The organism is Flavobacterium indicum GPTSA100-9 = DSM 17447, from assembly GCF_000455605.1.
Lineage (GTDB): Bacteria > Bacteroidota > Bacteroidia > Flavobacteriales > Flavobacteriaceae > Flavobacterium > Flavobacterium indicum.
This window is the reverse complement of the sequence record NC_017025.1, coordinates 1,610,301-1,632,565: the sequence shown is the minus strand read 5'-3', so window position 1 is coordinate 1,632,565 and position 22,265 is coordinate 1,610,301. Positions and strand designations below refer to the sequence as shown.

Annotated in this window: 23 protein-coding genes; 5 read left to right on the top strand and 18 right to left on the bottom strand. The window is 30.3% G+C overall.

Going from position 1 to position 22,265, the window contains the following annotated elements; genetic code table 11:
- Nucleotides 1–3 precede the first annotated feature (3 nt).
- Nucleotides 4–534, bottom strand: a complete 531-nt coding sequence (locus KQS_RS07420; RefSeq protein ID WP_014388579.1) for an AAA family ATPase — start codon at nt 532–534, stop codon at nt 4–6.
- A 129-nt stretch (nt 535–663) separates the two neighbouring features.
- On the opposite strand from KQS_RS07420, the gene KQS_RS07415 reads away from it, so the two are divergent.
- The 3 genes from KQS_RS07415 to murA are packed head-to-tail and all read left to right on the top strand — an operon-like array spanning nt 664 to nt 3,004.
- Nucleotides 664–948 (top strand): DUF493 family protein, encoded by a 285-nt coding sequence (locus KQS_RS07415; protein WP_014388578.1) that lies wholly within the window; start codon nt 664–666, stop codon nt 946–948.
- A 1-nt stretch (nt 949) separates the two neighbouring features.
- Nucleotides 950–1,693, top strand: a complete 744-nt coding sequence (locus tag KQS_RS07410) for a DUF4290 domain-containing protein (RefSeq protein ID WP_014388577.1) — start codon at nt 950–952, stop codon at nt 1,691–1,693.
- The gene (gene murA, locus KQS_RS07405) at nt 1,694–3,004 is read left to right on the top strand and encodes a UDP-N-acetylglucosamine 1-carboxyvinyltransferase (RefSeq protein WP_014388576.1); all 1,311 of its coding nucleotides are present in this window, start codon (nt 1,694–1,696) and stop codon (nt 3,002–3,004) included.
- 65 nt (nt 3,005–3,069) lie between these two features.
- On the opposite strand, the gene KQS_RS07400 is transcribed toward murA, so the two are convergent.
- Genes KQS_RS07400 through KQS_RS07375 form a run of 6 tightly spaced genes read right to left on the bottom strand, consistent with a single transcriptional unit; the run spans nt 3,070 to nt 8,575 of the window.
- Nucleotides 3,070–3,267 carry a hypothetical protein gene (locus tag KQS_RS07400; protein WP_014388575.1) on the bottom strand — a complete coding sequence of 66 codons (198 nt, stop codon included), beginning with the start codon at nt 3,265–3,267 and terminating at the stop codon, nt 3,070–3,072.
- Nucleotides 3,268–3,269: 2 nt separating this feature from the next.
- Nucleotides 3,270–4,667 carry a radical SAM protein gene (locus KQS_RS07395; RefSeq protein ID WP_014388574.1) on the bottom strand — a complete coding sequence of 466 codons (1,398 nt, stop codon included), beginning with the start codon at nt 4,665–4,667 and terminating at the stop codon, nt 3,270–3,272.
- Nucleotides 4,657–5,397, bottom strand: a complete 741-nt coding sequence (locus KQS_RS07390) for a prolipoprotein diacylglyceryl transferase family protein (protein ID WP_014388573.1) — start codon at nt 5,395–5,397, stop codon at nt 4,657–4,659. The genes KQS_RS07395 and KQS_RS07390 overlap by 11 nt, the downstream gene beginning before the upstream one ends.
- Nucleotides 5,398–5,451: 54 nt before the next feature.
- Complete coding sequence (locus KQS_RS07385; protein WP_014388572.1) at nt 5,452–7,263, bottom strand: chloride channel protein; 1,812 nt, start codon at nt 7,261–7,263, stop codon at nt 5,452–5,454.
- 59 nt (nt 7,264–7,322) lie between these two features.
- Nucleotides 7,323–7,991: a DNA alkylation repair protein gene (locus tag KQS_RS07380; protein WP_014388571.1), complete on the bottom strand. Its 669-nt coding sequence runs from the start codon at nt 7,989–7,991 to the stop codon at nt 7,323–7,325.
- Nucleotides 7,988–8,575, bottom strand: a complete 588-nt coding sequence (locus KQS_RS07375; protein ID WP_014388570.1) for an acyl carrier protein phosphodiesterase — start codon at nt 8,573–8,575, stop codon at nt 7,988–7,990. Before KQS_RS07375 ends, KQS_RS07380 begins: the two co-directional genes overlap by 4 nt.
- A gap of 108 nt (nt 8,576–8,683) precedes the next feature.
- Here KQS_RS07375 and glmM point away from each other — a divergent pair, with 108 nt between their 5' ends.
- Complete coding sequence (gene glmM, locus KQS_RS07370) at nt 8,684–10,075, top strand: phosphoglucosamine mutase (RefSeq protein WP_014388569.1); 1,392 nt, start codon at nt 8,684–8,686, stop codon at nt 10,073–10,075.
- Between the two features lie 36 nt (nt 10,076–10,111).
- On the opposite strand, the gene KQS_RS07365 is transcribed toward glmM, so the two are convergent.
- The 10 genes from KQS_RS07365 to truA form a co-directional block, all read right to left on the bottom strand.
- Complete coding sequence (locus KQS_RS07365; protein ID WP_014388568.1) at nt 10,112–10,546, bottom strand: VOC family protein; 435 nt, start codon at nt 10,544–10,546, stop codon at nt 10,112–10,114.
- Between the two features lie 11 nt (nt 10,547–10,557).
- Nucleotides 10,558–11,016: a hypothetical protein gene (locus KQS_RS07360; protein ID WP_014388567.1), complete on the bottom strand. Its 459-nt coding sequence runs from the start codon at nt 11,014–11,016 to the stop codon at nt 10,558–10,560.
- A 99-nt stretch (nt 11,017–11,115) separates the two neighbouring features.
- Entirely contained in the window at nt 11,116–11,592 is a 477-nt protein-coding gene (locus tag KQS_RS07355) for a hypothetical protein (protein ID WP_014388566.1), read from the bottom strand.
- A 92-nt stretch (nt 11,593–11,684) separates the two neighbouring features.
- A complete protein-coding gene (locus KQS_RS07350) occupies nt 11,685–12,659 on the bottom strand; it encodes an MlaD family protein (protein ID WP_014388565.1) in 975 nt (324 codons plus the stop codon).
- A gap of 7 nt (nt 12,660–12,666) precedes the next feature.
- On the bottom strand, nt 12,667–13,401 hold the full coding sequence (locus KQS_RS07345) for an ABC transporter ATP-binding protein (protein ID WP_014388564.1): 735 nt from the start codon (nt 13,399–13,401) through the stop codon (nt 12,667–12,669).
- Entirely contained in the window at nt 13,398–14,183 is a 786-nt protein-coding gene (locus KQS_RS07340) for an MlaE family ABC transporter permease (RefSeq protein WP_014388563.1), read from the bottom strand. Before KQS_RS07340 ends, KQS_RS07345 begins: the two co-directional genes overlap by 4 nt.
- 55 nt (nt 14,184–14,238) lie before the next feature.
- Nucleotides 14,239–16,719, bottom strand: coding sequence for a cation-translocating P-type ATPase (locus tag KQS_RS07335; RefSeq protein ID WP_014388562.1), 2,481 nt, complete (start codon nt 16,717–16,719; stop codon nt 14,239–14,241).
- Between the two features lie 220 nt (nt 16,720–16,939).
- Nucleotides 16,940–18,328: a dihydrolipoyl dehydrogenase gene (gene lpdA / locus KQS_RS07330; RefSeq protein WP_014388561.1), complete on the bottom strand. Its 1,389-nt coding sequence runs from the start codon at nt 18,326–18,328 to the stop codon at nt 16,940–16,942.
- Between the two features lie 126 nt (nt 18,329–18,454).
- Nucleotides 18,455–20,272 (bottom strand): ABC transporter ATP-binding protein, encoded by a 1,818-nt coding sequence (locus KQS_RS07325; RefSeq protein ID WP_014388560.1) that lies wholly within the window; start codon nt 20,270–20,272, stop codon nt 18,455–18,457.
- 36 nt (nt 20,273–20,308) lie between these two features.
- The gene (gene truA, locus KQS_RS07320) at nt 20,309–21,046 is read right to left on the bottom strand and encodes a tRNA pseudouridine(38-40) synthase TruA (protein WP_041252251.1); all 738 of its coding nucleotides are present in this window, start codon (nt 21,044–21,046) and stop codon (nt 20,309–20,311) included.
- Nucleotides 21,047–21,134: 88 nt separating this feature from the next.
- On the opposite strand from truA, the gene KQS_RS07315 reads away from it, so the two are divergent.
- Nucleotides 21,135–21,632 (top strand): metallophosphoesterase family protein, encoded by a 498-nt coding sequence (locus KQS_RS07315; protein ID WP_041252035.1) that lies wholly within the window; start codon nt 21,135–21,137, stop codon nt 21,630–21,632.
- An 88-nt stretch (nt 21,633–21,720) separates the two neighbouring features.
- On the opposite strand, the gene KQS_RS07310 is transcribed toward KQS_RS07315, so the two are convergent.
- The gene (locus KQS_RS07310; protein ID WP_014388557.1) at nt 21,721–22,131 is read right to left on the bottom strand and encodes a DUF4293 domain-containing protein; all 411 of its coding nucleotides are present in this window, start codon (nt 22,129–22,131) and stop codon (nt 21,721–21,723) included.
- Nucleotides 22,132–22,265: the final 134 nt, after the last annotated feature.

Sequence of the window (22,265 nt, the reverse complement as noted above, 5' to 3'; positions counted from 1 at the left end):
TGTTTATAAATGATCAATGATAAATTGGTATCTATTTTCAACAGAAACCTTAGGTATTTCAATTAAATCATAACCATATTTAGTGTACGTATCAACTAAAAAGTCGTGAATTTGCATGGCTTGTTCATAACTTTCATAACGTTCACTATCACTAGTATAAATTTCTTCCCACGGAGGAAGTAAGAATATTTTATCGTATTTGTACTTTTTACAAGCTTCAATGAATTTTTCTGGATATGTATCACCAATAAAATCCATATAAGCAACCACATCAGGGATTCCTCTATCAATGAAAACCGTTTTTTCTTCCTTTAAAGCATTTTCAAATTGCTCTATTCTTCCATCCAAAAGCATTTCACTAAAAAGCATTGGATTGGTTAAAAAAAGTTGGTCAATACCTTGCTCTCTGGCTTTTAACGTAACTTCCCTTGATATTTCTGGATAACAAATATAACCTTCTTCTTCAAGATGATTAATTAAGGTGGTCTTACCAGAACTTGGTCCACCAATTAATAATATAATTTTTTTATTCATTTTTCTACTAAAAAGGCCAAAAATACTATTTTTTTGAAATTATTTAAACGTTTCTAATTTCTTTCCTATTTATTATTTTTAATTAATGGTTTATAACTGTATATTTGTGGTTTTATATACTTTTAAATGATGGATAAAAAAACGGAGGAATTTTATATTAGATTAAAAGGTGAATTAGAAGAGTCAACACAATGGCCTTCCAATTATTTGTATAAATTTATTGTTCCAACAAATAAAGAGAAAATTGAAAAAGTTGAAAATGCATTTGATAATTTAGGTGCTGTAATTGAAACACATACATCAAAAACAGGAAAATATACAAGTGTTTCAATTCAAGTGATAATGAATAATGCAGATCATGTAATTGAAAAATATAAAGAATTATCAACAATAGAAGGAATTATATCATTGTAATATGACGTATCAATCAGAGGAATCTATTCAACATTTAGAATACAATTCGCAACGTAATCATTTAATTATACCAGAATATGGTAGACATGTTCAAAAGTTAATTGATGAAGTTACAAAAATTGAAGATAGAGAAAGAAGAAATAAAGGAGCAAAATATATAATTTCAGTATTAGGTACTTTAAATCCTCATTTACGAGATGTGCCTGATTTTCAGCATAAATTATGGGATCAGTTGTTCATTATGTCCGATTTTAAAATCGATGTTGATTCACCTTACCCAATTCCAACACGAGACGTGATTACACTAAAACCGGAACGTTTACCTTACCCTCAAAATTTTCCTAAATACCGTTTTTATGGAAATAACATCAAATACATGATTGATGTGGCTTGCAAATGGGAAGATAGCGAATTGAAAAATGCTTTAATTATTGTGATTGCAAATCATATGAAAAAAAGTTACTTAAGTTGGAATAAAGAAACTGTTACCGATGAAGTAATTTTTGAACATTTATATGAGTTATCTAATGGACAATTAAATTTATTGAAAACAGATGAAGAATTGTCTACCTCACAAAATTTGATGAAAGTAAATAAAAAACAGTCTAATAAAACGCAGTTTTTTTCAAAAAATAATCAAAATCAAGGGCAAAGAAATAATTCGAATAATAATAAAAATTTTAAGCCAAAAAATAATCAAAATCAAAATCAAAAAAATAATAACAGAAAAAATAACAATAACTAAATGGGAACATTCAAAATTGAAGGCGGAAAGCCCTTAAAAGGAGATGTGCAGCCACAAGGTGCCAAAAATGAAGCGTTACAAGTTTTATGCCCTGTATTATTGACTTCAGAAAAAGTTAGAATTACGAATATTCCAGATATTATTGATGTTAATAAATTAATTGCATTACTAGGAAACTTAGGTGTAAAAATTAAAAAAAATGCACCCGGAGATTATACTTTTCAAGCTGATGAAGTAAATGTTGATTATTTAGAAACCGATGCTTTTAAAAAAGAAGGTGGGTCATTAAGAGGTTCAATAATGATTGTGGGACCGTTGTTAGCTCGTTTTGGAAAAGGATTTATTCCTAAACCAGGAGGAGATAAAATTGGTCGTCGTCGTTTAGATACTCACTTTGAAGGTTTTATAAATTTAGGAGCGAAATTTAGATATGTTAAAGAAGAACATTTTTATGGTGTTGAATCTAAAGGTAAATTAAAAGGGACTTACATGTTGTTAGACGAGGCGTCCGTAACAGGAACTGCTAATATTGTAATGGCAGCTGTTTTAGCTGAAGGTATAACAACAATTTACAATGCCGCTTGTGAACCGTATTTACAACAATTGTGTAAAATGTTGAATTCAATGGGTGCGAAAATCACAGGTATTGGATCTAACTTATTAACGATTGAAGGAGTGGATTCATTAGGTGGATGTGAGCATAGAATTTTACCAGATATGATCGAAATTGGTTCTTGGATTGGACTAGCTGCCATGACAAGAAGTGAAATTACGATTAAAGACGTGAGTTGGGAAAACTTAGGTCAGATTCCAAATGTTTTTAGAAAATTAGGTATCACATTAGAACAAAAAGGCGATGATATTTATATTCCTGCTCATAAAGATGGATATGAAGTTAAAACCGATATTGATGGATCTATTCTAACCATTGCTGATGCGCCATGGCCTGGATTTACTCCCGATTTATTAAGTATTGTATTAGTAGTTGCTACTCAAGCCAAAGGGGATGTTTTAATCCACCAAAAAATGTTTGAAAGCCGCTTATTCTTTGTAGATAAATTAATTGATATGGGGGCTAAAATTATGTTGTGCGATCCTCACAGAGCAGTGGTAATGGGACATGATTTTAAATCGCAACTAAAAGCTACTACCATGTCTTCACCCGATATTAGAGCTGGGATTTCATTATTAATAGCTGCTTTGTCGGCTAAAGGAACAAGTACCATTCAAAATATCGAACAAATTGATAGAGGTTACGAAAGAATTGACGAGCGTTTAAGAGCATTAGGTGCTAATATCGTTAGAGTGTAAATATAATAAAGCAACATTAAAAAGACCTGACAAGTTATTAAACCTGTCAGGTCTTTGTTTTTTTATCATGTTAGCATTGAGCCGCAAATACCTAAACCTACAATCAAATAGAGCGTCGCAAAAATAAAAAATGTTTTGGCAGTATTAGGTGACTCTTTCTTGATAAGAAATCCTATTAGTGTTAAAGCTAAAGGAGGACCAAACATTACTACTAATATGATAATTAATAAACCATCTAAATTTCCTACTTCTAATGCTATCATATTTAAAATTTTATATTGTTTCTTAATTCTTCTAATTTAATTTGTTTATCATCTCTATAAAACAAGTTCATCGTTTCAAATGGAATAATTTTATTGTCTTTATTAACAATATGAACACATGATTTTTTAATTGCTCTTACGTCAAAATTATAAGCATCAATAAATTGCATGATAATAATCCTAAATAAATTGTCGTAACCTAAATTAGGTGCATCTATATTAGGTAAACAACACATAATTGATTTTAAATTTTCTTCAGCAACTTCTACGGAATTTCCAGTGCTGAACAAGTTTATCATTTTTTCTTTTAAAACATTATCTTGTTCATATATAATTGTGTTTTTACTATTGTCTAACAAGTCATTCGGATTGATGTATCTTGTTAAAGGAAAAACAGAATTATCTAATTTTAAAGCGTAACCCATAACTAGAGCATCTGGATTACAAGGGACTGGTAATAAATCATCAGGATTGAAAATTGTAGTTTGTTCCAAAATTTTTCTTCTTACTTCAGTTAAAGTCATTCGATCAGTTTCTGGATTAAAATTTTCTAATCTTCCGGCAATTTGTGTGGGTTGAAATGTTACCCCTCTAACACATTTTTGTTGCAAAGCGAAATCTATTATTTTTCCAATTTCGTTGTCATTGAGTCCCTTTTGCAAGGTTACAACTAATGTGGTTGACAAATTTAATTCGTTTAAATTTTCAATGGCGTTCTTTCTAATATCCCATAAATCAGCACCTCTTAATTCTTGTAAAACTGAATTTTCAAATGAATCAAATTGTAAATAAATTTCAAAATCTGGCGAATAGCTTTTAAGTTGTTTTGCGAATTCTTTGTCTTTTGCAATTTTGATTCCATTGGTATTTAGCATTAAATGTCTAATTGGTAGCGACTTAGCATAATCTAAAATTTTAAAAAAATCAGGATGTAGGGTAGGCTCACCGCCGCTTATCTGAACTACATCAGGTTCTTTTTCATTTAATACAATTGTATCCAACATACTTTTAATTTCATCTAACGAACGATGTCTGCCATAAGTTGGAGATGAACCTGCATAGCAAGTAGGACAAGTTAAATTGCACCTATCAGTAACTTCTATTACCGTTAAACAAGAATGTTGTTCGTGATCGGGACATAAACCACAATCATAAGGACATCCATAATCTGTTTTAGTATTAAATTTATAAGGCGTTTCAGAAGGTTTGTTGTAATTTCTTATGTTTTTATAATACTGAATATCGTCTGCAATTAAAACTTTAGATTTTCCATGCTCAGGACAACGTTTCAGCATATAAACCTTATCATTTTCAAAAACAATTTTGGCATCAATTCGTTTTAAACATTCAGGACAAAGGCTTAAAGTATAGTCGTAATAGGTGTAATTTCTAACGGGCATTTTTAAATAAAATTAAAATTGTTTTATGATAATATAGTAAGCAAAGTAAGCATAAAAGTTGAATAGTGCTCAATCCGCAAATAAAAAACACATTAGGTTTTAAGAATTCTATACACAATCGAAAAGTAAAATATGCAATCATGAAATATTGGAATAATAATCCCGCTTTTAACTTTTTAGTTTTCTGCTTTTGTAAAAAAATAAATAAAAAAAAGAGAAAAATTAATTCATACAGTGCAATAGGATGTCTAGGTATTCCATCGCCAAGATTCATTCCGAGAAAAAAGGAAGTTTCTTTTCCATAAGTGAATTCATTTGTTCCGGATAAAAAACATCCAATTCTTCCAATAAAAATTCCAAGAATTATAGGAAAAACAAACAAATCGCCTGAAGATTGTTTTTCCCCAATAATTTTTTTAGCAATTTCTACACCCAAAAGTCCACCAAACAAACCACCCATAATGGTTTTTGAATTTAAAAAGCTAATAAGACTTGAAAAATTTGTTGGCATAAAAGGATTTTCAAGTATGGCAAAAATTCTTGAACCTAAAAATGCACCTATCATGGCACCAAGTATTATAGAAAGTTTATTTATTTTTGGAATAGTATCAAGATTTTGCTTCTGCAAATAAACGTAGTATCTAAATGCCAAAAAAAATGCTAAATACTCTAAAATTAAGTGAATATTAATATGAATTCCGAAAATTACTGGTTCAAATGGTAATTTCAAATTTATTAAGTTTAGGAATTGAAAAAAATAGTGTATTCTGTAAAATTAGTAGATTTATTCAATTATAATTTCTTTTAAACGATCTCTATATTTTTCTAGGATATCGGATTTATGTAAAAAACCAATAAATTGTTTATCTTGAATTACAGGTAAAATACTTTGTTGGGATGTTTCAAATTTATCCATAATAACATCAACAGTATCATTGAATTGAATAACTGTTTTTATGGGCTGAACTACTTCGTGTATTGAAGTATATTTGATTTTAAAAGCAGAAAAAATGATTGGTCGAACATCATCTAAATGAATTAATCCAATAAGATCATTTTTATCATTCAATACAGGAAATAAAACATCATCAGAATTTTTAATTTTCTCAATTAATTCGTCTAATGTTTTGGAGTCTTTTACAGGGCTGAATTTCGTATCAATCAATCGTTTAAAATCAATGGATTGTAATATGTTTTTATCTTTATCATCTGTAAAAACTTCTCCTCGATCGGCCAAATGTTTAATGTCAAACGAATAAGGCTCAAATCGTTTTGAAATTGCATACGAAATAGAAGAAACTAACATCAACGGTACCATTAATCCATAACCGCCGGTAATTTCTGCAATTAAGAATATAGCAGTTAGAGGCGCATGAAATAAACCACTTAGTACTCCTGCCATTCCAACTAAAGTAAAGTTTCCAATTGGTAATTTGGTTATTCCTATGTAATTAAAAAAATAGGCAACACTAAACCCTAAATAGGAACCAACAAATAGGGAAGGAGCAAAGTTACCACCATTGCCTCCAGAACCCAATGTAATCCCCGTAGCAAAAACTTTAATTAGTAATGTTGCACTAATAAATAATAATAAAACCCATTTTTTATCACTAAAGACTTCAAAAATTGAATTATTAACTAATTTTTCGGGTTGATTATCAGCTAATAATTTGATGCTTTCGTACCCTTCACCAAAGAGCGTTGGAAAAATGAAAATAAGTATCCCTAATACAATAGAACCAGTTAATGCTTTTCTAAAACTATTCGTTTTTCGTTTAGCAAAAAAAGCTTCAATTCGTCTAAAATTCCGAGCATAATGAATAGATACAAAACCAGACAATATTCCTAATAAAATATAATAAGGAAGGTTTCTGTTTTCAAACTCATATATTTGTTTAAAACTGAATAATATGTCTTCCTTTAAAACAATAGACGAAACGATGGCACCCGTGGCGGCACTAATAATTAAAGGCGTAAATGCAGTTATACTTATTTCTGCTAAAACAACTTCAATAGCAAATAAAACTCCAGCAATGGGAGCATTAAATGCCGCAGCAACTCCGGCAGCAACTCCACAAGCTAGTAATAAGGTTCGGTCTTTATAACTTAAGCGGTAATTTAAAGCATAATTACTTCCAAAGGCAGCTCCTGTTATAGTAATAGGCGACTCTAAACCGGCACTACCACCCATACCAACAGTTAAGGAACTAGTTATGATTTGGGCATACATTTGTTTAGACGGAATCACGCTTCTAGTTTTAGCAACTGCGTACATAATTTGTGAAGTACCTTTATCAATACTTCCTTTTAATACTTTTTTGATTACTAAAACAGTCAGCAAAATACCTATAATTGGTAAGGTACTGTTACTGTAAGGTAAATGTAAGATTCCGTCTAAATATTGAGAAAACTTATAAACAGAATGGGCAAATGTTTTTAATACAATTACAGCTAAAGCCGCTGAAAGTCCGACTAAAACACTTGATATATAAATAAATTGTCTTGGGCCAACGATGGTTTTAACTTTCATAAAAAACAATTCAAAACGTCTGAATGTTCTAAAGAATATGTCGGAAATTTTGTTGTTTTTGATCATTTTTACGGATTTATAACAAAGGTACTATTTTAGATTTTAATTATAAAAAGTATCTAATTTTAAGTTATTTTTCTAAGTGCTTCTTTGACCGTCAATGGTTTAAAGTTATTTTCATTAACAAATTGAAGGACCGCTTGAGGGTTTGTTGCACCATAATCTCTTAAAGCCCAACCCATTGCTTTTTGAATAAAAAATTCATTCGAATTACTATTTTTTAAACATTCTGCTTTTAACAATTCAAAATCGGTCTCTTTTTTAAATCCCAATTGAAAAATAATCGCCGTTCGGTTTAACCACATATTGTCAGAATTCGAAAATTTTTCGATTAAAGAAAATTTTTCATCAGGAAATACTTTTAAATAACCGCCAATTCCATATTTAGCAATTGTATCAACACTATCCCACCATGAATTTTGAATTAGTAAGGATTCTAAAAAAAATTTATCTTCTCGTTTAAAATCTTTTTTTATAAATCGTAAAACTAAATCAATAGCACATTGGTGTACTTCACGGAATTTACTTGCATATAATTCGAGGGCTAATTTTCTGTAATTCTCTTGAACTTCAGTGTAATGCTTAAGCAAGACATTTTTTAATATTGTTCGTCTTGATTCTGTTTTTATGCCTAGAAATTTGAAATTATTTTTCATGTAATTTTCCATAGGAATGGTATTTTCTATACTACTATTTTTTTCTAGTTCATGTAGTAATTCTTCTGTAAAATTCATTTATTTTGAGCTATATAGCGTTTACATTCTTGTTGTAGTTCTTCAAAAAACAAGGTGAATTCATCTTCAAATTCCTTATAGTATTGTTTTAATTCAACTACAGATTCATCCATGTTTACTCTATGGTTGGTTCTATAATCCATCTGAAATAATATCATGCTTATTCCTTCTAAACTGGCATAGGAAACAAGCCAATTTCTTCCAATCATATAAGGCATCATTTTTTGAATTTTCTCAGTTAAAATGGCATGATTATCTTGTAGTAATTGATAAAAATTTTGAGCATAAATTTCTAATTTTTCATTGGAATAGTTAGACCAATTTTTAGCTAAAAAATGATCATAAAAAATATCCATTATAACTCCAGAATAATGTCCGTATTTTTCATGCAATCGGTGTTTACTTTTTCTGTAAATAGTATGATTATCAGTATACGAATCTATAAAACGATGGAGTAAAATTCCTTTTCTAATTTCATTAGGGTAGTTTTCATAATCATGACCTTTAATACTATCTGCCATAAAATTTCCAATTTTGATAAAATCGTTAGTTCCTGATAAATAGATATGTGCTAAATAGTTCATGAAAAAAAAGAGGTTGTTTTTCGTAAATATAGAAAAAAAATAACAAATACTAGATTTCCTAAGTTCATATAAATTATATTTGTGTAGCAAAACAAACTTAATATTTATATGACATTAATAAAATCTATATCGGGTATTCGTGGGACAATAGGTGGTAAAGTAGGGGATAATCTTACTCCAGTAGATGCAGTAAAATTTGCATCGGCTTACGGAACTTTTTTGAAAACAAATATAAACGTTGATAGAAAATTAAAAGTTGTAATTGGTAGAGATGCACGAATTTCTGGACCAATGATTCATAATTTAGTGGTAAATACTTTAATTGGTTTGGGAATTGATGTTGTTGATTTAGGTTTATCAACTACACCAACCGTTGAAGTTGCTGTTCCTTTAGAACAAGCCGATGGAGGAATTATTTTAACAGCTTCTCACAATCCAAAACAATGGAACGCCTTAAAATTATTAAATGCAAAAGGTGAGTTTTTAAGTGGTGCAGAGGGTGCCAAAATTTTAGAAATTGCCGAAGCAGAAGCCTTTGATTTTGTTGATGTTGATTCTTTAGGAGAAGTTACTGAAAATAATGCTTACATGGATATCCATATTGACGAAGTTTTAGAATTGCCTTTGGTTGATGCAGAAGCTGTAAAAGCAAAGAAATTTAAAGTTGTAGTTGATGGTGTTAACTCTTCTGGTGGAATAATTATTCCTAAATTATTAGAAGAGCTTGGCGTTGAAGTGGTAAAATTATATTGTGAACCTAACGGACATTTTCCTCATAATCCAGAGCCTTTAAAAGAACATTTAGGCGATATATGTAAGTTAGTTGTGGAAGAAAAAGCCGACTTCGGAATTGTTGTAGATCCAGATGTAGATCGATTAGCTTTTATTTCAAACGATGGAGAAATGTTTGGAGAAGAATATACCTTAGTGGCTGTTGCTGATTATGTTTTAAGTAAAACTCCCGGGAATACTGTATCAAATATGTCTTCTTCAAGAGCATTACGTGATATTACAGAAAAACATAATGGATCGTATCAAGCAAGTGCGGTAGGTGAAGTAAATGTAGTGAAATTAATGAAAGCTACTCAGGCAATTATTGGAGGTGAAGGAAATGGCGGAATTATTTATCCTGAGATTCATTATGGTAGAGATGCTTTAGTTGGAGTTGCCCTATTCTTAACCTATTTAGCAGGTCAGGATAAAACTGTAGCTGAATTAAGAGCTTCTTATCCGCAATATTTTATGAGTAAGAATAAAATTGAATTAACGCCTCAAATTGATGTTGATGCGGTTTTAAAAGCGATTTTCGAAAGATACCAAAAGGAGCAAATATCAACGGTAGATGGTGTTAAAATAGATTTTGCTTCTGAATGGGTGCATTTAAGAAAATCTAATACAGAGCCAATTATTAGAATTTATACTGAAGCTCCAACCCAAATAGAGGCCGATGTTTTGGCTGAACGATTTGTAAAGGAATTAAAAAGTATTGCTGGAATATAAAAATATAAACTATAAATCCCGCTTATGCGGGATTTTTTATTCTTGTGGTTCATCAAAATTTACCATCCAATGGATACCAAATTTATCGGTGAACATTCCAAAGTATGCGCCCCAAAATGTTTTTTCCATAGGCATGATTACAGTTCCACCAGCTGATAAGCCATTGAATAAATTGTCGGCTTCTTCTTTCGAATCGGCATTAATAGAAACAGAAAAATTGTTTCCAAAAGTAACATCTCCACTAAAACTAGTACTATCACTCGCCATTAATACGGTCTCTTTACTAATGGGAAGACTCACATGCATAATTTTATTTGCTTCTTCTTCAGATGGAGGTGGACAATTTTCATCTGCAGGCATATCTTTAAATCTACCTATGTAGCTAAATTCACCTCCAAAAACTGATTTGTAAAAATTAAATGCTTCTTCTGTAGTTCCATTGAATGTTAAATACACATTTACTGTTGCCATAATTTATTTGTTTAGCTTGTTTTATGTATAATTTCTCTAATAATTTTTAAATGATGATTCGAATGAATTTCTAAAAATTTAATCATTTTAATTTTGTTTATATGTCCAAAAATTGGATGATTAAAATATTGATTTTTCTTTAAATCATTGATGATTTTTAAGTTTTCTGTAGTTTGTTTAATGTGGATTTCAAGTGAATTTTTATCAAATAATTCAGGGCGAACAATTTTAGGAGCTTTTACTTTTCCTCTTGGTATTTTTTTAGTAGTAAAAACAATTAATTTCCAAATTGAAAATTTAGGTTGGTAGTTTGAATCAATCGATTCTTCACAATTTTTTATAACCTGATTGATTGTGAGTAAAATATGTTCTATTTGCCAACCTATTGTTGAATTAGAAATGGATAAATTTCTTTTTTGATGATCAGGTAAATATGTTGTTAGTTCATTTACTATTGATTCTAATCTCATTTTTAATTAAATTTAAGTAAATATACAAAAAATCTGCTAAGTCTCCCTAGCAGATTTTCACCCAATAAATAGTATTTACCCCAAAATTACTATTTACTTTTAATGTTTTCCTTTGCCATTTCCATGACCATGACCATTTCCATGACCGTGACCATGTCCATTGTTTTTAATTTTTACTTTTTCATAATGATGATGGTCGTGATCGTTATCAATTACAATTACCCTTGGTTTTGATTTTTTAACTTTAACTACCTTATATTTTGTACAGTGCTCCGTGTTGTAGTAATAAGGGTAAGTTCCGTAATAGTCTAATTGTACTTGTGTGGCTCTTCCTAAATTAATATTAATAAAAGGTCCAGGAATTGAAACACTTATCGTCCATGATCCATTGTTTAAATAAAAATAGGATCTTCTTTGTAAGTCATAATAAAAATTATGCTCAGGAAAATAGATATACCTAGTTTTTGCTCTATATCCGTGGGCAGGTGCCCATTTTGGTGGTTGAGCAAATGTTGTTTCAGGTGTTAAAAATACACTAACAAATAATAGAACGGTGATTAATTTTATTGTTTTCATAACTTTTAAATCTTAGTTAAACTTATTTATGTAAAATTATAAAACACAATGTGCATGTCATTATATAATTTTTAGTAAAAATTACAGAATTATTATCTGGTTACTTTTTGCTTTTGTTTTTCTTGTTTTTTAAAATATCCTTTAAAGAAAAAATTATGTTTTAAAGCTTCTAAATTTTGATTCAATCTAATACTAGCTTCATTAATATTTATAATAGTTGAATCAATTTTTTGAACTAATTTGGGATTATTGGATAAATAATTAATTGCACCTTTTCCATTTTTTGCATTATCAATTGTGGTATTTAAATTATCAACAACGACATCAATTTTTTTGCTAGACTTTTCTAAATTAATCACTATACTTTTTATTTTATTTGCAACTGCTGTGTCGTTAACTACACCAATTACATTTTCTTTTTGATTGAGTGAGGTTATTAATTTATTTAAATTTTGAATTGATTCCGTAGTACCTTGACTTGTCATTTTTAAATAACGCATAGTTTCTTTTAAGTCGTTAGCAATTTGAGTATCGTTCAATAATAAGCCAACTGTTCCTTTTCCTTCAGAAATATCTCTTGTTATTTTTATTAAATTAGCGGTTAAAATAGCGGCGTTTTCATTTGTTACGCTAAGTGTTTTAAGCATATCTTCAGTTCGTACTTTATTAAACGATTGAATTACATCATTAGGTTGAATAGGAGCAGCGACTCCTTTTCCTGGAATGATATTGATTATCATATTTCCTACTAATCCATCGGAGCTAATTGCAGCAATTGCATCTTTTTTAATATGTGGTAAAATTTTTGTTTCAATCGCCATGTCAACTTTAATCATGGTATCATTTATCATTTCTATATTTTTTACAATACCGATGTTTATTCCAGCATAGCGTACATTATTTCCTAATTGTAAACCATTTACATTATTAAAAATAGCACTTATAGGTGTTGTTTTACCAAACATATTTTGTTTATTTCCAATAAAATAAATTGCAATAATAAATATTGTTATACCTGCAAGTACAAAAACTCCGAGTCTGATTTTTTCAGTATTTGTTTTTTCCATAATACATTTATTTAAAAAAGGCTTTTACTTTAGGATCTTCAGATTGTGCTATTGAATTAAAAGTTCCTTCTATATAATTTTTTCCATCGATGAGTAAAATCATTCTATCTGCAACTACACGTGCACAATCAATATCATGTGTAATAACAATTGAAGATGTTTTATACGTTTTTTGAATAGATTTCATTAATTGAATAATTTCTTTTGAAGTGATAGGGTCCAAACCAGTAGTAGGTTCATCATATAAAATTATTTTAGGTTTTAATATTAAAGTTCTGGCCAAAGCTATACGTCGTTTCATTCCACCAGATAACTCGTTAGGCATTAAATCTATTGCATTTTCTAAACCTACACTTTTTAAAGCTTCAAGCACCATAGGTGTGGCGTCCTTTATTTTTCCAAATTTTTTAGTATGTCTTCGTAAAGGGAATTCAAGATTTTCTCGAACCGACATGGAATCATATAGTGCACTTCCTTGGAATAAAAAACCAACTTCTGTTCTAATTTCATCTAATTCCTCTTGTTCAAGAGTCATCATATTTTTACCCATTATTTCAATTGTGCCAATATCAGGTTGCACTAGTCCCACTAAACATTTAATCATCACTGATTTACCAGAACCTGATTTTCCCATTACAACTAAACTTTCACCTTCATATAATTCTAAGTGAAAATCATCTAATACTTTATTTGTACCAAAACTTTTTTTAAGATGTTGTATTTGAATGATAGGTGTGCTCATAAATGGTAAAATATATCGGTTACAAAAACTGCAATAAAATCGATGACAAACAGTAACATTGATGTGTACACTACGGCTGAATTGGCTGCTAAGCCTACACCAGCTGTACCTTTATTACAATAATATCCTTTATAACATCCTACTAATCCAATTGCAAATCCAAAGAAAAAAGATTTTATAGTTGCAGGTAATAAGTCACTAAATTCTAGAGCATCAAAAACCTGATTGAAGTAAAGGGTAAAAGAAACATTTCCTTTTATATTTTCTACTAAATAAGAACCATAAATTGCAATAGAATCTCCAATTAACACTAATAATGGAAGCATTAAAATTGTAGCCGAAATTCTTGTTATAACTAAATATTTAAATGGGTTAGTTCCTGAAACTTCCATGGCATCAATTTGTTCTGTTACACGCATTGATCCTAGCTCGGCACCAATTCCAGATCCAATTCGACCAGCACAAATTAATGCGGTTATTATTGGACCAATTTCACGAATAATAGAAATACTTACCATTGAAGGCATCCAAGAAACAGCGCCAAATTCCTGTAAAGTCGGACGTGATTGTAATGTGAATACTAATCCAATGATGAATCCTGTTACACTTACTAGTAATAGGGAACGATTTCCAACTTGATAACATTGTCTTAAAAACTCTTTAAATTCGAAAGGGCTTTTAAATACTTCTTTAAAAAACCGACCTGCAAAATAGGAGAGGTCTCCAATTTCAATTAAGAATGTTTGAACCGAACGTTCTATTTTATTTAAAATTGGGATCATAATAGGAAGAATTATTACTTTCAAATGTAGTAATTCTATTTAAAAAAACAGAATTTTATTGCTGCTTAATTTTTAAATATTTTATCAATTCTAAAACAATTAACATAATGGAAGCGCTTAAAATAGATGGTCCAAAATGATTTACGCCTGGATTCTCAAAATTGAAAATAGTAACCAAGTAAGGTTGAGTAATTGTTAAAATTAAAACTAAAAAAGCAAAGAAAGAAATTAAGAAAACAGCCTTATTTTTTTCTTTGAGAATAGAAAATATCGATCTTGTTTCAGAAAGGGATGTTAATATTAAAAAAACATTACCAATGATTAATGCGCTAAAGGATATTGCTCTTACTTCACCTTCTGAATGCCCTTCCGTAATAGATAGAAAATAAACCGTAATAACTGCTCCCATCAACAACAATCCTTTAAATATACTGAAAATAATTTTTTTCCATCCAAAGAACAATTCATTAGGCTTTCTTGGGGGGCGCTTCATAATGTTTTTCTCTTCTTGTTCAGATTCAAAAGCCACCGCACAAACCGGATCTATTATTAATTCTAAAAATACAATATGTAAAGGCATTAATAATATAGGTAAAGAAGAAAAGAAAGCAGGCATTAATACTAAGGCAATAATAGGAATATGAATAGCAACAATATAAGACATTGCTTTTTGAAGGTTATCAAATATTTTTCTTCCTTGACGCATGGCTTGAACTATAGATATAAAATTATCATCTAAAAGTACAAGTGAAGAGGCCTCTCGCGCAACATCTGTTCCTCTTAAGCCCATTGCAATACCAATATCTGCGGCTTTTAGTGCAGGAGCATCATTAACTCCATCTCCAGTCATTGCAACAATTTCTCTATTGGCTTTCAATGCATTTATGAGTTGTAATTTTTGTTCAGGAATAATTCGAGCAAATACTTGTGTAGTTTTAATTTTTTCCTTCAACACGGATTCATCCATGTTTTGTAAATCGGAGCCAGTAATGATTTTGTTTTGATGTAATATCCCTATTTGATTTGCTATACTTCGTGCTGTTTCTGGATAATCTCCCGTAATCATAATTACTCTAATTCCTGCTTCATTGCACTCTTTAATTGCATTGGGTACTTCGGGTCTAATTGGATCTTCAAAAGCTACTAATCCTAACAATGAAAAATTAATATTTCTTTGATCTGCTGGTAGTTCATCTGAATGTAATGAAGAAAATGCACAAGCTAAAATTCGGTAACCCTTTGAAGCTAATTGACTTACAATTTCATTTTGTTTTGCTAGTTCAGAAGCATCAAGTTGACACAGTTCAAATACGGCTTCGGGAGCACCTTTACAAAAGGCACTATTTTGATTACTCGCTTTATCTTCATATACCCGAGTCATAGCAAAGAGTGTTTTGGATAAAGAATATTCTTTTAAAAGCACATATTCTTTTTTCGTCTGATGTAATGCATAGAACTCCTGATGTATTGCTTTTTCCATTGGATCTATGGCATGTTCAGCAGAGGCCCAAAACAAACCTTCAATTAAAGGAAAGAAGGTATTTACATGTTCTTTAAATTCCTGATTATAATATATTCTTGATTGGTAATGCAATTGTACAATTTGCATTTTATTTTGTGTAATTGTTCCTGTTTTATCACTACATAAAACCGTAGCGGCACCTAATGTTTCAATAGCTGAAGGTTTACGTGTTAATACTTTATTTTTTGATAATCTCCATGCTCCAAGAGCTAAAAAAATTGTTAATACAACAGGAAATTCTTCGGGTAATAAAGCCATAGAAGCGGCTAATCCAGTTAATAAAGCGTTTAAGATGGATCCTCTAGTGTAATAAAAAGCTACAATAACACCTATACTTATTAAGGCTCCAATAGTGAATAAATTAAAAATTAATTTTTTCATTTCAATTTGTAAACGTGTACTTTCTTTTTCGATTTTGTTTAAAGAAAGACCTATTTTTCCAAATTCGGTATTTGTTCCTGTGTTTGTTACTTTGGCATAACCACTTCCTTGAACCACCAAAGTTCCGCTATAAATTGTATCCGGTTTATTTTCATTTTTATTTACTGGAATAGCTTCTCCTGTTAACAAAGATTCATCAATAGTTAAATTGGTACTTTCTAGTAAAATGGCATCAGCAGGAACACGATCGCCTTCATTTAAAATTATGATATCATTGGGCACAATTTCTCTTCCTGTTATTCTAACTTCTTGATTATCGCGAATAACTAAGGCACGAGGAGAAGAGAGTTGTCTTAGTGCTTCTAAAGATTTTTCTGTTTTTCTATGCTGATTAAAGGTTATGAAAATAATGATGAATACTGATGAAAATAAAATGACTCCTTCCGTAGTGTCTCCTAGAATTAAGTATAAAGAGCTACATGCAATCAACAACAAAAATAAAGGCTCTTTAAAAACTTCAACCGCTATTTTAAAAATTGACTTAGGTTTTGATGTAGGTAATTCATTAAAACCAAATGTTTCAAGGTTTTGTTTTGCTTGTTCTTGGGTTAATCCGTTCCAAATAGTATTCATTTTTGTTGTGTGTTTTCTAGGATGCTACATTTACTGCCTTTGTGAAACCAACTAATAAATGGATTGATGTGTTTTATTTTTAATGCAAAAGCTTGTTAGTCAAAGATAATTAATTGTTAGGAACATTTTCTGACAAAGCTATAATATTTTGTTTAGTAATTGTAAAAAAAAAAAATCCGTTAAGTAAATTTAACGGATTTTCAATTTTAAAAATTTATTCTTATAAGTGAATCACTTCACCATAAGCATCAGCTACAGCTTCCATTACAGCTTCACTCATAGTAGGGTGTGGGTGAACCGCTTTTAATATTTCGTGACCAGTTGTTTCTAATTTACGAGCTACAACAGCCTCTGCAATCATATCTGTTACACCAGCACCAATCATGTGGCAACCTAACCACTCGCCATATTTTGCATCGAAAATAACTTTTACAAATCCATCTGGAGTTCCAGCAGCTTTTGCTTTACCAGAAGCTGAGAATGGGAATTTACCAACTTTAATTTCGTATCCTTTTTCTTTTGCAGCTTTTTCAGTTAAACCAACAGAAGCAATTTCAGGAGTTGCATAAGTACATCCTGGTATATTACCATAATCTAAAGGTTCAACATGTAATCCAGCAATTTTTTCTACACATAAAATACCTTCAGCAGAAGCAACGTGAGCTAAAGCTTGACCAGGTACTACATCTCCAATTGCATAATAACCAGGAACATTAGTTTGGTAATACGAATTTACTAAGATTTTATCTCTATCAGTAGCAATACCAACATCTTCTAAACCAATATTTTCAATATTTGATTTAATTCCAACTGCAGATAAAACAACATCAGCTTCTAAAATTTCTTCCCCTTTAGCGGTTTTAACAGTAGCTTTAACACCTGAACCAGAAGTATCTACTTTTTCAACAGATGCATTAGTCATAATTGTGATTCCTGATTTCTTCAAAGAACGCTCAAATTGTTTTGAGATGTCTTCATCTTCAACCGGAACAATGTTTGGCATAAATTCTACAATAGTTACATCTGTTCCCATTGAATTATAAAAATGAGCAAATTCAACACCAATAGCACCAGAACCTACAACAATTAATTTTTTAGGTTGTTCAGCTAAAGTCATTGCTTGGCGGTATCCAATTACTTTTTTACCGTCTTGAGGTAAATTAGGTAATTCTCTTGAACGCGCACCTGTTGCAATAATAATATGGTCAGCATCTAAAACAGTCACTTTACCATCTGCAGCTGTAACTTCCACTTTTTTACCTGGTTTTACTTTACCAAAACCATCAATTACATCGATTTTATTTTTTTTCATTAAGAACTGAACACCTTTACTCATTCCATCAGCAACACCTCTTGAACGAGCAATTACAGCTCCAAAATCTTTATCTACATTGTCAACTTTTAATCCGTAGTCAGCAGCATGTTTTAAATAATCAAATACTTGAGCAGATTTTAATAAAGCTTTAGTTGGGATACAACCCCAGTTTAAGCAAATTCCACCTAAGTTTTCTTTCTCAATAACGGCTACTTTAAAGCCTAATTGAGAAGCTCTAATTGCAGTTACATATCCACCAGGACCACTTCCTAAAACTATAATATCGTATTTCATTTTGTAAAATATTTGTCAATTTTATTTATTGCGAAAATAGTAATTTTTTTGAATTTAAATGGAATAGAATTGTTAGATTTTTATTGATTTCTCTAAAAATAAAAAATAATTCAAATTCCGATCGATTTAGCTGGTAATTTCTTTTTCAAATTGAGCATGATATAATTTCTGATAGTAACCATTTTCAATTTGAAGTAATTCTTTATGTGTACCTGATTCTACGATTTTTCCTTTATCCATCACAATAATTTTATCTGCCTTGATAATGGTTGCTAAGCGATGAGCAATGATGATAGAAGTTCGGTTTTCGGTTAATGTTTGTGTTGCTTTTTGAATTAATTCTTCAGAATGGGTATCTATAGAAGAAGTGGCCTCATCTAAAACTAAAATACTTGGTTTTGAAATATAAGCACGAAGAAATGCAATTAATTGGCGTTGTCCTGAAGACAGCATTACACCACGTTCTTTTACATCATAATCATATCCATTTGGTAAGCTCATAATAAAATCGTGAATTCCAATCTTTTTTGCCGCTTCAATTACTTCATTCTTTTCTATCGTATCATCAAAAAGTGTAATATTATTATAAATAGAATCAGAAAATAAAAATACATCTTGTAACACCACAGCAATTTCTTTACGTAAACTTTCTAAAGTGTAATCTTTAACATTTGTACCGTCAATGCGAATCTCTCCCGAATCGATTTCATAAAACCGATTAATTAAATTAATTATGGTTGATTTTCCAGCCCCAGTAGCACCAACAATAGCAATAGTTTGGCCTTGTTGTACATGTAAATTTATTCCTTTTATTATTTCTTCACCTGGCAAGTAACTAAAATGAACATCTTTTAATTCAATTTCACCTTTTAAATGATTGGCTTCAATGGTTCCGAAATCCTGAATTTGAACATTGGTTTCCATTACTTCAAAAACACGATCAGCGGCAACAATTCCCATTTGCATCACATTGAATTTATCTGCAATTTGACGTAATGGATTGTACAACATGGAGATGTACATATTGAACGAAATCAGTTGTCCAACACTGGTTGTAGTATCACCATTTAAAATGAAAAGAGCACCAAAATAAACTACTAATCCGAGTGTAATACTCGAAATGATATCGGCAATAGGGAAGAAGATGCTGTTGTATAAAATATTTTTTAACCAAGCTTTGTTATGTTTCTCATTAATTTCTTTAAATTTTTCGTACTCAATAGCTTCACGGTTAAATAGTTGTACGATTTTCATACCCGTTAATCGTTCTTGAATGAATGTATTTAAATTTGCCACTTCATTTCTAACTTCGTTAAAAGCTACTTTCATTTTACGATTGAAAATATTGGTAGCTAATAAAATAACAGGCATGATAATGAGTACTATAGCTGTAATTTTCCAATTTATAATGAACATGAAAATTAATACAATTAGCATTTTCAATACATCACTCACAATCATGAATAATCCCTGACTGAATATGCTTGCAATATTTTCCATATCAGAAACACAACGAGTAATTAATTTCCCTACAGGTTCATTATCGAAGTATTTCATTTTGAAATTTGACAAATGATGGAACAACTTTTCTCGAATATCCTTCACAATATCCTGTCCTAACCAACTGGCTAAATATACAAAGTAAAATTGTGCAATCACTTCCAGAAGTAAAACACCAAACATAATGATTACTAATAGTTGTAAATTAGTAGTTTTATCATTTCCTTCAAAAAAGTAATGCATGAAATTAGTAAAAGAATCTTGAATAACATTAGCTTCTTTTTTAGAACCAATTAAATAATTGTCAACAGTTAAATTTAACAAAAGCGGTCGTATTGCTGCGACTATTGCTAAAAACAACGCCCAAAAGCCTACAAAAAACAACTTTCCTTTGTAAGGATTTGCATAGTGCAATACTTTATTAAATGAAGACTTCTTTTTCAATTTATTAATTGCTTTGTATTTTAATTATTTACAAGATTATTTGATGTATGGATATTTTACTTCTACTAAATACAAACCATGAGCAGGAACAGAAAATCCAGCTTTACTACGGTTTTTACTTTCTATTATTTTTCTAAAATCATTTATAGACAACTTGTTTAGACCTACGTTGATTAAAGTTCCCACTATTGCTCTAACCATATTTCTAAGGAAACGATCGGCACTAATTGTAAATATAATTTGATTTTCGTTTTGTTTCCAAAAAGCCTCAGATAGTGCACAGTTAAATGTTTTTACATCGGTATGTACTTTTGAAAAGCATTCAAAATCAGTGTATTCTAATAGTATTTTAGCTGCTTCATTCATTTTGTCTACATCTAGTTTGTGATGAACATACCAACTCCCTTCATTAATAAAAACATCTTTAAAGGTATGAATGTAATATTCATATTTACGCGATATGGCATCGAAACGCGCATGAGCATCTTCATGAACAATATGAATATTGAAAACAACGATATCTATTGGTAAGAAAGAATTTAAACGTTGAATTAATTTTGGAATATCTTCAATTTCTATTGCATCAAAATGAGCAAACATTTGTTTAGCATGTACACCACTATCGGTTCTTCCTGCACCAACAATTTCAATTTTTTGTCTTAATAAAAGGGATAAGGCTTTGTCTAATGTCTCTTGTACAGAAATAACATCAGGCTGTACCTGGAATCCAAAGTAATTTTTTCCGTTATAAGCAAATTCAATGAAATACCTCAAAGTGTGTAATTTATTCAGAAAGGCAAATTTACAAAAATGAATGGCAATTTCAATTCTTAATTTATTAATAAAAACATAAATTTGAGGCATGAAAAAAATCCTTCTATTATCCGATACGCACAGTTACATTGATGCTGCCATTTTAAAATATGTAAACTTGGCAGACGAAGTCTGGCATGCTGGAGATATTGGGGACTTACGGGTTACAGATACTATCAAAAAAATAAAACCATTACGTGCGGTTTTTGGTAATATTGACAATCATGAAGCTCGTTTAGAATTTCCTTTACACAATCGTTTTATGTGTGAAGGTGTCGATGTTTGGATTACCCATATTGGGGGATACCCAGATAAATACAATATTGCAATTAGAGAAGAAATAAAAAAAAATCCACCTAAATTATTTATTTGCGGACATTCACATATATTAAAAGTACAATTTGATAAAAAACTAAATCTGTTACATATGAATCCAGGTGCTGCAGGTATTCATGGATTTCATCAGGTACGAACCATGTTGCGTTTTGAAATTGATGGTGATAAAATTCAAAATTTAGAAATTATAGAAATAGGCAAAAAAGGCTAGAAGTGTGTTAAATGACATTGGTATAAAACACAAAATCCGAACACTAGGTTCGGATTTTATAACGCACTAATAAACTAAGATGATAGGTTTATCGAATACGATCCACAGATTTTACGAGATCTTCGTCCTTTTTAATTGCTTTATTTGCTAAAACAAGAAAAACGATAGAAAAAATGGGAAGAAGCATCCCAATACCCTTCTCTGAAACTTGCGCTTCTCCGGATAAAGTTAGTGAATGATATACCAACAATCCTATTAAAATAAAGTTTAATATCATATTCAATCTGTTTATAACAAATTGGTTTTGTCGGTTTCTATAACTAAAAATACTTACTAATGTTAGTAAAGCGCTTATTCCAAATAAAGAAATATAAGCTAAATTATGCATAGCCATAACATCTACTTTAGCAGTAGTTGTCCATAAGCTAATAAATATCGGTAAGATGCCCGATACAATAAAAGCTAAAGCTAGATAAACTGTTTGTATTCTTTGTAACATTTTGGTTATTTAGTGTAGCAAAAATAAAGTTTCTTTTTTTAAAAAACTATTGTTTTCTGCTAAATTATTTGTATTATTGCAATGAAAATTCGTAAGTACTTCATTCTACGATACTTTTAAATCAAAAAATAATC